This is a genomic window from Mongoliitalea sp. (assembly GCF_054166905.1).
This window is the reverse complement of the sequence record NZ_JBSZCK010000018.1, coordinates 1-13,609: the sequence shown is the minus strand read 5'-3', so window position 1 is coordinate 13,609 and position 13,609 is coordinate 1. Positions and strand designations below refer to the sequence as shown.

The window sequence follows — 13,609 nt, the reverse complement described above, 5'->3', positions numbered from 1 at the left end:
GAAGAAGTAGCAGGAAAGCTTTCCGCTTGGGAATTTAAGTGGAACCCTAAAGCGAAAGTTAGGATTTCCAGTACCTTTCAGCAGGCTTATCCAGAAGCTACGATTCAAGTCATTCACAATGAAAACTTCGAACTTTTTGTAATCTAATCGCAAAATTTATATAAAAACAGCGATTATAATCGCCAAATTTTAATGAATTCTGCGATTACGGAGAAAGTTTTGGTAGAAAGCTGAATTTTAGACAGTTGAAATGCAATTCCGTGGGGCGTTTAAATTCTTTTTGTTTGATATGAAAACCCCAACCTTAGTTTGAGATTGTGTCGTATAATGTTTTTCTACTATAACATCTATTTATGTCTATCATACCCGAAATTTTGTTTAAAGGGGGCTTTCTTGCGCTCACCATAGTGTTGATAAGAAGGATTATGGTTGTTTTTTCAGCTAAAAAAGTCTTTTGGAAAGAACTACTTGATCCCCGAGCATTACTTGTAGAGTTCATTTTTCTATGCTTGTTGATGACTTCGTTTTTAATAATTGAAGGCCTCGTTGATAAAAAGTTTTATCTTTTTCTTATTGGAACTTTCCTTCTTGTGCCTTTGGTCATGAGTTTTGATTTTCTTATCAAACCCTACTTCTATGCGTTTTTTGATCGGTCTAGTAGAAGGAGCCCTTATTTTGAAAAAGTAATAAAGGAGCGTTTTGATAGAGATTACTTTGTATACATATTGGATAAGGAAATTGTCAATGTCTACGCAACTGGACTATATGGAAAAAGTAAATCCATTTTGATTGGCAAGGGACTTTTAGAGAAAATGGATGAAAAACACGTGCGGAATCTGCTAGCCCATGAGATCGGACACTTAGATCAGAACCATATGTTTCGAGCATATCTAGCCAACATTTCAGCATCTGCGATTTTTATGATTTCATCCTATTTTCTTTACCCATTGTTTGCCACGTTTGGTGAATATACAGAAGGAGCTATGGTGGCAATCCATGGTTGCCTTTTGGGCTTGCTTTTAATTGTTTTACCGGGTTTTGTCCAGAAAAAGTTTGAATTGGAGGCAGACAGGTATGCGGCCAACATGGTGGGTAAAGAAGATTACTGTAATACACTTTTGAAATTAAATGAGATTACAAATCGTGAAATGGAAAAAACAACCATCAATTATCCACCTCTTTCTAAGCGTCTCAAAAGTGTGCAAAATCTAATAATTGAAGAATAATTTGCTATTACCAAAAGAAAATCCTTCAATCCGATGACTGCAATAGTTGATTTAGGAGAAAGACTAAGCTTGATCTCTGCTCCTGCAAACCAAAAAGTCAAGTCATGTATGCTTACATCGGTTTTGCATCCCTGCAATTTTAAAATTTGTTTTTAAAATTGCAGGCATCATTAATGGTTTTTTAAGAATAGGACAGTTGTAAAATTTAACAAAAAATAAGTTTGTCCTCATTATTTTCTCAACTAATATTGGAATCATTCGATTTTAGTTATTTGTGTTATTGCGATTATTCCAATTTGTTTTTGCTTTAGCTATCTGTGCATGTTCTACAAATGAACCTTCATCAGAAGGTACAGGTAAAAGCCTGTCCTATGTCAGCATTGATCTTTTTGAATCCTTGGGTATCTATACCATAGATGCACCCGTAAGAGAATTTGACGATGACTATTTTATTTTGGATAGAAGTCAACAAAAGGTAGCTCGGGTTAATGACTCGTTTACGACTGTTAAACATATTTTTCACCGTAAATAGCCTTTTTGCGCAAGAGTTGGTATTTGATGCATTCAGGCAGGACACCTTGTACAGGTCTTTGATAGATAGACCCAATATCACCTTGGTCTATTCCCAACAGGGCATCATTTTCAGGATGCTACTATCGTATTGATAGACAAAGAAAGCAGGAGATTTTACTTCTATAATCCAGGCAGTACACAAAAGTTGTTTCAAGGCGTCCTTCCATTGACTACTGAAGATAGAATCATCAATGTTGAGCTACTAGATGAAAATAAATTTCTATTGGTCTATCGTAACGGACAGGATGGGTTCTACCATGTAACTACGTTTGATATGAGCGGATTAAAAATTTATCCCATTTATTTTTCAAAGTATTTTATACCGAGGGCCAAGGCAATTAATGAGGATGTATATGTAGAATTATCAGGTAAGTTTGCTGAATCGCCCAATCCCGAGTCTATTATTTTGAAATTGAGGAATGGATTGAGGTAATGTTTGCAGCCACCTACCTTCGCTCTGACCATCCTCATGACTATTGGACCAATACGTTGGCTGCATCCATCATTTATGATATTCAGGATGAAATCCGATATAGGAATCTTGCCCTTCAATTGGGGATTGCTTATCGGTTTGTTGGAAAAAAAATAAGTAGTTAAACTTATCCTGTAATCTTCTTCGTTTTCGGTGTTAGAGTTACCCCCTACATACCCCAATAAGTTACCCGTTTTTTCACAATTTACTTGTCTGAACGACATTGAAAAAAATTAAAAATTTGGATTTGAGGTTAAAAAAGATCGCATAAAATTTTTTTAAAATTTGGAATTTTGGTATTTTTTTTTTATTTTAGAATAATGTTTTGGTCCGGACATTACAAAGGAAACTAAATTTTGCCTTGCACGCAGCTAAAGAAAATTTTCATCAAAAAAAGATTTAAAAAAAATGAAAAAAAATGCACTTATAAGAAAAATTCTAAATGGAATGATCTTATCAACTTTTGGGATATTATTTTCCATCAATTTATTTGCCCAAGAATCTCTTCCAAGTTGGGAGTGTACTGAGGTAAGTCCAGGCACGTATATTTGTGAAGATGAAAATGGAAGATCGTATGGTTACCATGATAGCACGGACAATGGAGATGGATCATGTAGTGGTTCCCCTGCAGGTTGTAGAATTCTGTTCTAAATTTATGTCAGCATGGGAGGTACAATAACCTCCCGTTTATTTTTAATTCCTATTTAATGTATAGATCCATTGCAATTGCCGTAGTGATATTTATAATGATATCTTGCAAGCAGGAAAAACCAAACTTATTTGAAGCTTCAAATAGCCTAGGTAAACCCCTCCAAAAAATAGATTCTTTTGTCCTGTTGTTGGACAGCATGTCTAATTATGAAATTTTCAGCCATGAGCTGGTTGATATAGCGGATAAAGAGTATTTGTATGTATTAAATAAACAGCACAGAAGCATAGAAGCCTATGACCTTGACTCGGGACATTTGATCAAACGTTTCCGAATAATTACAGAAGAACCCTATGGCATTCCCAACCCTTATGGATTCTTTTTTGCCAATCATGACACGCTATTGATCTTCAATCAAAACTCTTTTAAAAAAACACAGCTTTTAAATTCGGCAGGTGAGTTAAAAGGTTCTTTTACTCCCGACAATATGATGGAGTATAAATATGGACTAAATCATTATAGTCTTCCTACAGCTCAAAGTTGGTTAATAGATAAAAAAATTTACTTTGCTGTACTTCCTACCATGGAAACTTCTGATCCGACAAATATCAATACAAATTTAGGCTTTTCTGGAATTTTTGATTTGAATGCAAATAAGCTAATACAAGTCTCGCCCATTACATTCCCTTATTCATATATAGGAAAAGGGTGGTCATCTTTTCATACCTCTTTTTCATGGACTAAGAATTCAAATAATGAGATCGTAGTTTCCTGGAATGCAATGGACAGCCTCTACATTTACAATTTGAAATTTGAATTGATAAAAAAAGTAGCAGCAAAAAGCCATTTTTTAAACACTATTGAACCCATAAAAAAAGGGAGTAACCCGGAAATGCATTTGCATCATGCCATATATTCAGGCTTGTATCGAAGAATATTGTATGATCCATATAGGGATTGTTATTACCGAATGGTTATACATGGAAGGGATACCCGTAAACAATCTGACACAAATTCACGTGCATTTGAATTATCGGAATTCAGTGTTATGGTTTTAAACAGTGAATTTGAAATCATAGCTGAATCAAAGTTTGAGGGAGGTCAATATAATATTTTTACTTCTTTTGTTTCAAAAAGAGGTTTAGCATTTCCAAAAACAAATTATTTTGATAAGGCGCTAGAAGAAGAAAAATTATACATCGATATTTTTAGGTAATATGAAAACTTTTAGCTTTTTATTTGTCATGTTATTATTATTTTCTTGTGCTCAAAATTCCCAATATTCTGAGCTACTCACAATACAAGAGAAGTACAACCTAAAGGAAAAACATACACTTTTTATTAATTGGGATCATTGCAGTTCCTGTAGAAGTACTTATCAAAATTTTATTCTCGATTATCAAAAAATAAATGATGCTGAGATTATTATTTTTTCTAATAACAATAGGAATTTGAATCAGGAAATATCTATCGATGGTATAAAATTTATACACATAGCAGAACTAGGAAACTTCTATTTTACCCAGCCAATATTGATGACATCAAATGACAATAAAAATTTAGATTTCAAGATCTTAGAATTGAATTAAATGAAGCAGAATAGTTATTTCAGTATAGCATCAATATACATCGTCATCTTCGCATTATCTTCGTGTAAAGATAAAGAAGTTGCTACTCATAGCATATACCGATCTCATTTAGATTCTGTTAAAGTTTCAGAGTATATTACCTTACCACGTTATGACAGGTTCAATTTCAAAACGTTGTATACCAATGGTATTTACATCCTTTTTGCTGAACAACTTGGAGATTGCATTGCGCTTGACGCTAATGGTCAATTGTTATGGAAACTTGAACTAAGTGAAACAAGCGGTGATCCTTCAGGTGTATTTCAGATCAATAATTTTACTGATTATTTTGGATTACATTTTGAACAGCTTTTTTTCTACCAAGGGAATAATAGCATAAAACTTTATGATCTGAATGGGCAGCCAATCGCTGAGTATACTATAGAAATACCCTCGGGAGAAAAAGTTGTAGACATAGCCTCATTTTCTCTCAACAAATTTGCCTTGGTGACAATAAGTTTGAATGAAAACGAAAATAAAATCGGAAAAATCTATACATATAGTTTAAAAAACCAGAAGCTTGAGCATCTTTATTCAAATTCATTAAAAAAAGGTCTCAACATCAAAATAAGTACGGACAAAGGAAGGATTTATTACCTTGAAGATCTTAGTGATAAGTTGTTGATCATTGAAAATGACAGCCCAACTCCAGAGGTAGTACAACTCATTAAAAACAGTCGGAAAAACTACATCTATCAACCTCCATATCAGGGAAAAGTAGATGATTACTTAAAATTATCTAAAACTGAAAAGCTCATTTATCAAAATGATGGGTACAAAGACTTCAAAATTATTGAAGGCAATACAATTATCCATTACAAAACCCTGAATAGAACCCAGGAACCTCTTGATTTTAAAGAACTTATTACTGTTCAAAAAAAATCAGGGGACTACAAACAGTTTGAATTAAAAAGCACAATGTTAAATCTTGATGCTCATGGAAACATATACAATTTTATAAAATACGGAGATGAAGTCTACCTGAAGGTGTCACCGCTTGAAGCTCAATAACTTCTAAAACTTCGAATACTCAAACCATTGTATCGGTCCGATAAACCCCATCGTTCCATGATTGTGAATAATTCGTAAAGTTGCATCATGAAAAAGATTAGCAACGACGAGTATTATGACCTGTTCATCGGGTGGCAGGATTCGGGAAAATTTCTATCGCTCCATCGCTGGAACCAGTTCCTTCAGGCTCTAGTCCTAGGAGATTTCAGGGATTTCTCAAAAATGAAGGAGGGCAATCAGAATTGGGTTATAGTCTTGGATTTCACATGACCTATCATCTCATTTCTTCGGTTTTTCTGAGCCTAAATTATCTAAAAATCTAACCATGAACCTTTCAGCCACCTACCTTCGTTCTGACCACCCTCATGACTATTGGACCAATACGTTGGCTGCATCCATCATTTATGATATTCAGGATGAAACCCGATATAGGAATCTTGCCCTTCAATTGGGGATTGCTTATCGGTTTGCAGGAAAGAAGTAGCTGGATTTATAAATTTTGTCTAGCTAAAGCTGAGTTAGCGGGATCATTTTCAGATTTATTCAATCCCGAGTCTATTATTTTGAAATTGAGGAATGGCTTGAGGTAGGACATGAGTTAACTATCTTCTAAACCAAAGGTAAGGATTTAGAATAGTCCTAATTTAGGTTTATAAAATGAATTTGTAAACATTGGCTTTTCCATCATCTGAATATCCAAAAAGAAGGGAATCATCATGGGACACTACTATTAAACTAACTGCTTTATCTAAGTAAATTTCTTTGACTTTTTTTCCATCCCAATCAAATACAATTACTGTTTGACTATCATCAATATTATCACCCATTTTTTCTCCTGAATACAACCCATATATGTATTGATTAGAAACTGCTGTGCTTAAAAATCCAAGTACATTCTCTTTATTGTAATCCGCCCGAATCACATTTCCTTCCTGACTGGTAAATATGGGTTTTGTCATCTCTTTCCTAAAATCCAGTTTTGGCACTGATCCTTCCATAGATAGGATATCTAATGCTCCAAAATTTGAAGAAGTGAATATAATTTTTTTACCATCTGGTCTTTTGTGTAAGTTTCCCTGAGAGGCCATGGCAATATTTTCATAAGAGTGAAGGCCAATCAATTCCTCTTCGAAATGATATTTGACATCAGACGGAAAAATTTCCCGTTTATTTTGGTCAAAAACTACATATTTACTAGTAAACAAACCATAACCTAAAATTCTACCACCTCCAAGGTCTACGATTTTCTGAAAATTAAAATCTAATTTAAAATCTCTATAATTACAGGGGTAATCAAAATCTGTTGGTGACAGCAAATATTCAACTGGGAAATCCAAAATTTGAAAGGTATTTTTGTTAAAAAAAGATAGATTAATATCATCCACCTTGATTATTGGACTTGGGGAAATTAGTTCACAGGGTCCATTTCCTTTTTTACCTAATTCTTTAATAAATTTATCCTGACGAATGTCAAAGATTTTATACAAGTTTTGAGCACTCGGATCACTGACAATTAGTAAATTATCGAAAAGATAAATGGATTTTACCCGGGTCAGGTTATCACTCAAATTCATCCTTTCTGATGATACAAAAACTTGATTTACTTCAGTATTGTCTTGAATACTACTCCCACAACCAAATAAAAATATTAAGTAAATTAAATACCTATTTTTTTTCATTCCATTATTAAGCTAAAGAATATATAATTAAAAGGGTGTCAACAAATTGACACCCCTATAAAATCAATCTTGACAAGGAGATAATTTACCGTAAAAAATATGAGGACCTGAAGGTGTTATTGTTCTTGAACACTCATCTTCAGTTGTTTCATCACATATATTACAGGGAGGATTTGGTGGATCAACAGAAGCCTGTCCGTTAACTGTAATATTTACTCCCAAACTAAACAAAGCAATAAAGCTTAACATTAAAATTGACTTTTTCATAAAACATTAAATAAGTAGGCGTTTTAAAAGTAGGCAGCCTGTTACCTTTAAGCTTAATAAAAACTTGCGGAATATTTTTTCATTCCTTAACTTAAACTTACGGACATTTTTTTAATAACGCAATAAAAAGTAGAAAAAAATTCTGATTATTTGGAATGTTGCACGTAAGGATGAACAGCTGTAACGATCAATCGGTCAAAAAATAATTTTGAGATTATTTTTTATTCTTGGACCTATAAAATCTCTTAGACCTTAGTTCTTCCTCTTAGGCCATTTCCTGTAGATGGACCTGTGCCGACTAAGCTTAGAAAATTTGCCTATGGACTGGAAACCAAGCTAGCTTATCCAATTTCTAAAAATCTAAGCATGAACCTTTCAGCCACCTACCTTCGCTCTGACCATCCTCATAACTATTGGACCAATACGTTGGCTGCATCCATCATTTATGATATTCAGGATGAAATCCGATATAGGAATCTTGCCCTTCAATTGGGGATTGCTTATCGGTTTGCAGGGAATAAGTAGCTGGTTAAAATTGCGCCCAAAATTTTTTTAAAAACTATGAAAAAAGTTTTTAATTCCGAAAAATGAACTAATGCTTATCAATTAGTTTGTTTTTAGGGGGGTGGCCTGAGGCTTTAGATTATTGTTTGGTTTTTGGATAACGGTAAAATACAATATTATCTAAAATATTGATTTCTAACACATTTGGGATTTGTGATATCCAGATATTTTATTTGAAATTGTATTGTTAATATTTGTTTCCTAACTTTTCTTTCAGATGAAAAATATAATTATTAATACAAATACTATTCAGGTTTTTATTATAAATACCCTGTTTATCGGACTAATACTTTTACACCATGTTTCCTGTGTGGAAAAAGAGGACTTTGAAACATTTGAAATGGAGGGTTTTATAGTTGGATTTAATCCCTGTACCATTATTCATCAGTACAGGATTGGCTATGTAATCATTTCCAATGATTTTTCGGATACCATTGCCACTTACAGCCTTTCTCCTAAGGAGTTCAAAATTCCTGCACCCATTGGTCTTAATCCAAATAGGCCGCTTTACACTATACCGGAGCATGAATTCAGGTATTCCGGTGGTTCGGCCTACTTTCCTGAATTTTTGTATTATCCCGATTCTTTGATAAAGAATTATCCAATCAAGGTTACCTATAGAAAAGCTTTAGAGCATGAACTTCAAATAAATAGGTGTCAGGCAGATTTTAATATGGCTGACTTTATCAAGCAATGGTTATTTAATCAGGTGATTGTAGTTAAAGCTTCGAAGAATTAAAATTTATTCAATTCAAAACTTAGCCTTATGAAAACGATTTTTAAATTTCTGATTCCCTCCATCATCTCCTGGTCTCCAATGCTTAGCTCTATGCGATTCTTGAACTTGTTTTGAAAATCTACCCCACATGATTTTCCCCCTTAATACCTCCATCCCCACACAATTCCCAACAATTTCTCTCCAATCCTGTAAAATCTCTTAACTTTGTGCCCGCATTGCAGTGATTTATTGAAAGAAATGCGGCTGCTCCAAAGGCTATTCCAATCCTTTGAAGCTTTACATTGTAAGTTATATTGGGTGCAAAACCCCATCAAGCTATAGAAGACTGTGAAAACATATCAGGAGTTTAAGCAAGTAGATTATCCACAGATAGGAGAAAGTATCCTCCAATATTGGAAAGAAAACGACATTTTCAAGAAGTCCGTCACCCAACGACAAGGGGCAGAAACCTTCACCTTTTTTGAAGGTCCGCCTTCTGCCAATGGTACCCCAGGCATTCACCACGTGATGGCCCGTACCTTGAAGGATATTTTTTGTCGATACAAAACCCTCAAAGGCTTCCAAGTGAAGCGTAAAGGTGGTTGGGATACTCATGGCTTGCCGGTAGAATTGCAGGTAGAAAAGGAATTGGGCATCACCAAGGAAGATATTGGGAAAAAAATCACCGTAGAGGAATACAACCGCAAATGCCGCGAGACGGTCATGCGTTTCAAAAACGAATGGGATGACCTGACCGAAAAAATCGGCTATTGGGTAGATTTGGATGATCCGTATATCACCTTTGAGGCCAACTACATTGAGTCTCTATGGTATCTTTTGCAGCAATTGTACAAAAAAGATTTGTTGTACAAAGGCTACACCATTCAGCCTTATTCCCCTGCTGCGGGTACTGGTCTGAGTTCGCACGAACTCAATCAGCCAGGCTGCTACCGAGATGTAAAGGACACGTCCATTACGGCGCAGTTTAAACTCAAAAATCAGGAAAATACCTACATCCTCGCTTGGACGACTACTCCTTGGACCCTACCGTCTAACTCTGCCCTTGCCGTAGGCGAAAACCTGGATTATGTAAAGGTGAAGACCTTTAACCCCTATACCTTCGAGCCTATGCATGCGATTTTGGCGAAAGCCAGAATGGGCAGTTACCTCAATCCGAAAGCAGCGGAATTGGCTTTGGAGGATTTTAAGGCCGGAGACAAACTGATTCCTTACCAAATCGTGGAGGAGTTCAAAGGGAAGAATTTGCTTGGACTGGAATATGAACAGTTATTCCCAATTGCAGAACTGAACCTTCCTCATCCAGCCTTTACGGTTGTAGCAGGAGATTATGTGACTACAGAAGATGGTACGGGTATCGTTCACTTGGCCAAAGCTTTTGGTGCAGATGACTTCCGTACCTTGGTGCAAAATAACATTCCGGGCGTTTTTGTAAAAGATGAAGCAGGCAACGAAGTTCCTGTGGTAGATAAGCAAGGTAAATTTTTGTCTGTAGTAGGCACATATTTAGCTGCTAAAATGAAGGAACATGGTATCAGTGCTCATAAGGAATTCGGCGCGGATGATTTCTATGTAAAAAATTACACCAATGATGACGAGTCCAACAAGGAATACAAGAATACGGATATCATCATTTCCATCATCTTAAAAAATGAAAATAAGGCCTTTAAGGTCGAAAAATACGAACACAGCTATCCCCATTGCTGGAGAACGGATAAGCCAATCTTGTACTATCCATTGGAAAGCTGGTTTATCAAGACCACCGCTTACAAGGATAAGTTGGTAGCCCTCAACAAAACTATTAATTGGAAGCCTGAAGCAACCGGTACAGGTCGTTTTGGGAATTGGTTGGAAAATTTGGTGGATTGGAATCTCAGCCGCTCCCGATTCTGGGGAACTCCCCTGCCGATCTGGAGAACAGAAGATGGTTCTGAAGAAAAGTGCATCGGCTCTGTTGCTGAATTGCAAGCCGAGATGGACAAAGCCATCGCGGCAGGTGTGATGGAAAAATCTCCTTGGGAAGGCAAAGAAATGGACTTACACAGACCCTATGTGGATGATGTGGTCTTGGTTTCTTCCACGGGAGAGAAAATGTTCCGCGAGCCGGATTTGATAGACGTTTGGTTTGACTCGGGTGCCATGCCGTATGCGCAGTGGCATTATCCATTTGAAAATCAAGACATCTTCCAAGCCAACTATCCTGCAGATTACATCGCCGAAGGTGTAGACCAAACAAGAGGCTGGTTTTTCACCTTGCATGCGATTGCAGGGATGTTGTTTGACTCGGTAGCTTTCAAAAATGTAATTGCCAACGGTCTGGTCTTGGACAAAAATGGCAACAAAATGTCCAAGCGATTGGGCAATGCCGTTGATCCATTCAAGACCTTGAAAGAATACGGACCGGATGCCTTGCGTTGGTACATGCTCAGCAATGCCAATCCTTGGGATAATTTGAAATTCAATTTGGATGGTGTCGTGGAAGTGCAGCGCAGATTCTTCGGAACCCTTCAAAATACGTATAATTTCTTTGCGCTCTATGCGAATTTGGACGCCTTTGTCTACGACAAAAATGCTTCTATTCCAGTAGCAAAGCGTGCGGAATTGGATCAGTGGATCATTTCCAAATTGCAGTCCTTGATTGCAGAAGTTGAGGGAGCTATGGACAATTACGATGCTACCAAAGCTACCCGTGCCATCATGAACTTTACCGTTGATCACCTGTCCAACTGGTACGTGCGTCTCGCCAGAAAACGATTCTGGAGGGGAGATATGAATGAGGACAAGCAAGCGGCTTACGAGACCTTGTACGAATGCTTATTGAGCATCACACAGTTGATGTCTTCTTTTGCTCCTTTCTATGCAGATTGGTTGTACAAAAATCTTACCGCTTCTACTAGCGATGCATTGGAATCTGTTCATCTGACCGATTGGAATGCAGCAGATGGATCCTTGATCAATCAAGATTTGGAAGCAAGTATGGATATGGCACAGAGAATTTCTTCTCTGGTTCATTCCTTGAGAAAAAATAAAGATATCGGCATCAAGGTACGACAGCCTTTGCAGCGCATCATGATTCCTGTACTGAATGAGCAGACCAAGCGTCAGATCATGCATGTGGAGGAATTGATAAAGTCGGAGGTGAATATCAAGATGGTGGAATACATCGACGATACATCCGGTATCTTGGTGAAAAATGCCAAGCCAAATTTACCTGTCTTGGGTAAAAAATTGGGTCCAAAGATGCGATTTGTCGTAGCTGCCATCAAATCTTGGGGACAAGAAGAAATCTCTACTATCGAGAAGCAAGGGAAAATAATGGTTCCTGCGGATGGAGAGGAAATCGAATTGTTGCTGGAAGAAGTTCTAATCAGTTCGGAGGATATTCCGGGTTGGTCTGTTGCGACAGATGAAGGATTAACCGTGGCTCTGGATATCACCTTGACAGAGGAATTGAAGCAGGAAGGGATTGCCAGAGATTTGGTCAACCGCATTCAAAATCTCCGCAAAGACATGGGATTGGAAGTGCAGGATAAGATACATATTCTTGTAGCTAAGCACGAAGACTTGACGAATGCCGCTCTTCAAAACTTTGCTAGCTATGTCCAAACCGAAACACAGGCTTTGACGTTGGAAGTCAGGGATCAAGTGGAAGGTGCTGTGGCACTAGACATGGATGATTTCGAATTGCAGGTAAAGGTTACCAAAGCTTAACACACATAAATCAAAGCTACAGATTGGGGAATCCGCAAAAAATTCCTTAAATCTGTAGCTTTCAATTGTAATCAATGAAGTATTTAAAATATTTTGGCATTGCCCTCCTGATAATTGTCCTTGACCAAGCGGTGAAGATGATTGTTCACTACCAAATGGATTTTGGTACGCCGGGGCAAATAAAGGTGTTTGGAGATTGGTTCAAGCTTCATTACACCACCAATCCGGGGATGGCCTTCGGCATGCAGATTGGTCATGAATATGGCAAATTGATCCTAACCAGCTTCCGATTGGTGGCCATGTTTGGGATTGGCTATTACCTCTACAGCATCATTGAGAAAAAAATGCATGCGCTATACATCGTATGCATCTCCATGATTTTGGGAGGAGCTATAGGAAACTTGATAGACAGTATTTTCTATGGTGTATGGTTTAATAATGCACCCTTTAATGCACCAACTCCTTGGTTTCATGGACAAGTAATTGACATGTTTTATATTGATATTTGGGAAGGTTATCTGCCAACTTGGATTCCATTCGTGGGTGGTAGTTATACTGCCTTATGGCCGATTTTTAATATTGCAGATGCTTCCATTTTTGTAGGAGTAGCTATCATTTTAATTTTCCAAGGTAGGTTTTTCAAAGAGGAGGAGAACCAAAAATCAGCGGTAGTTGAGCAAGAGGATGAGATTCAGCGACAGTTTATTGAGGGAGAAGAGGAGAAGCTAGAGGATGAGAAGCGAGAGGCGAGAAGCGAGAGTTTAGAATCAGGAGATGAGAAGCGTGAAAAATGAAATAGAAAGGATGAAGAATGAGGAGAGAAGGATGAATTTGTTACGGCAGACAAATTACGTTAGTGCGAGATAAAGTTGATACCTTCCCCAAATGAAGAGCTATGCTATGCGGCGAAATAATTTAAGGGCGTGTAATTACTTGAATTGTTCTTTAAAAACATTCCTCTTTTGTAGGTTTTAACCTACTAAAAATCCAGGAAAGCTAACAGGTTCGAGAAAAAATACGTATGTAGAACCAATCAACTGCCATGGGTTTTAACACATTGGCCGGAATAGTAAACCACTTAGGAGTGTGGGTT

14 protein-coding genes are annotated in these 13,609 nt (G+C 36.9%); 12 read left to right on the top strand and 2 right to left on the bottom strand.

The annotated features are described in order from the left end of the window. The first annotated feature begins 353 nt into the window (after window positions 1–353). From ACXIUD_RS06405 to ACXIUD_RS06370, 8 genes are all read left to right on the top strand, one after another. Window positions 354–1,226, top strand: a complete 873-nt coding sequence (locus tag ACXIUD_RS06405) for a M48 family metallopeptidase (protein WP_458051796.1) — start codon at window positions 354–356, stop codon at window positions 1,224–1,226. A gap of 280 nt (window positions 1,227–1,506) precedes the next feature. After that, the gene (locus ACXIUD_RS06400; RefSeq protein WP_458051795.1) at window positions 1,507–1,758 is read left to right on the top strand and encodes a hypothetical protein; all 252 of its coding nucleotides are present in this window, start codon (window positions 1,507–1,509) and stop codon (window positions 1,756–1,758) included. Window positions 1,759–1,887: 129 nt separating this feature from the next. Continuing rightward, the gene (locus tag ACXIUD_RS06395; RefSeq protein ID WP_236138645.1) at window positions 1,888–2,232 is read left to right on the top strand and encodes a hypothetical protein; all 345 of its coding nucleotides are present in this window, start codon (window positions 1,888–1,890) and stop codon (window positions 2,230–2,232) included. Continuing rightward, window positions 2,232–2,396: a hypothetical protein gene (locus tag ACXIUD_RS06390; protein ID WP_458051794.1), complete on the top strand. Its 165-nt coding sequence runs from the start codon at window positions 2,232–2,234 to the stop codon at window positions 2,394–2,396. Before ACXIUD_RS06395 ends, ACXIUD_RS06390 begins: the two co-directional genes overlap by 1 nt. Window positions 2,397–2,718: 322 nt before the next feature. Then, the gene (locus tag ACXIUD_RS06385; protein ID WP_458051793.1) at window positions 2,719–2,922 is read left to right on the top strand and encodes a hypothetical protein; all 204 of its coding nucleotides are present in this window, start codon (window positions 2,719–2,721) and stop codon (window positions 2,920–2,922) included. Window positions 2,923–2,978: 56 nt separating this feature from the next. Then, complete coding sequence (locus ACXIUD_RS06380; protein WP_458051792.1) at window positions 2,979–4,136, top strand: DUF4221 family protein; 1,158 nt, start codon at window positions 2,979–2,981, stop codon at window positions 4,134–4,136. 373 nt (window positions 4,137–4,509) lie between these two features. Next, complete coding sequence (locus tag ACXIUD_RS06375; RefSeq protein ID WP_458051791.1) at window positions 4,510–5,559, top strand: hypothetical protein; 1,050 nt, start codon at window positions 4,510–4,512, stop codon at window positions 5,557–5,559. Between the two features lie 325 nt (window positions 5,560–5,884). Then, window positions 5,885–6,043: a hypothetical protein gene (locus ACXIUD_RS06370; RefSeq protein WP_458051790.1), complete on the top strand. Its 159-nt coding sequence runs from the start codon at window positions 5,885–5,887 to the stop codon at window positions 6,041–6,043. Window positions 6,044–6,209: 166 nt separating this feature from the next. Here ACXIUD_RS06370 and ACXIUD_RS06365 read toward each other — a convergent pair whose 3' ends face one another. Further along, a complete protein-coding gene (locus ACXIUD_RS06365; protein WP_458051789.1) occupies window positions 6,210–7,238 on the bottom strand; it encodes a BF3164 family lipoprotein in 1,029 nt (342 codons plus the stop codon). A 63-nt stretch (window positions 7,239–7,301) separates the two neighbouring features. Continuing rightward, window positions 7,302–7,505, bottom strand: coding sequence for a hypothetical protein (locus ACXIUD_RS06360; RefSeq protein WP_130274918.1), 204 nt, complete (start codon window positions 7,503–7,505; stop codon window positions 7,302–7,304). A gap of 366 nt (window positions 7,506–7,871) precedes the next feature. Here ACXIUD_RS06360 and ACXIUD_RS06355 point away from each other — a divergent pair, with 366 nt between their 5' ends. The 4 genes from ACXIUD_RS06355 (at window position 7,872) to ACXIUD_RS06340 (ending at window position 13,310) form a co-directional block, all read left to right on the top strand. Continuing rightward, complete coding sequence (locus tag ACXIUD_RS06355) at window positions 7,872–8,030, top strand: hypothetical protein (protein WP_458051788.1); 159 nt, start codon at window positions 7,872–7,874, stop codon at window positions 8,028–8,030. Window positions 8,031–8,286: 256 nt separating this feature from the next. Further along, on the top strand, window positions 8,287–8,808 hold the full coding sequence (locus ACXIUD_RS06350; protein WP_458051787.1) for a hypothetical protein: 522 nt from the start codon (window positions 8,287–8,289) through the stop codon (window positions 8,806–8,808). A gap of 327 nt (window positions 8,809–9,135) precedes the next feature. Continuing rightward, window positions 9,136–12,516, top strand: coding sequence for an isoleucine--tRNA ligase (gene ileS / locus ACXIUD_RS06345; RefSeq protein WP_458051786.1), 3,381 nt, complete (start codon window positions 9,136–9,138; stop codon window positions 12,514–12,516). A gap of 74 nt (window positions 12,517–12,590) precedes the next feature. After that, complete coding sequence (locus ACXIUD_RS06340; protein ID WP_458051785.1) at window positions 12,591–13,310, top strand: lipoprotein signal peptidase; 720 nt, start codon at window positions 12,591–12,593, stop codon at window positions 13,308–13,310. Window positions 13,311–13,609 lie beyond the last annotated feature (299 nt).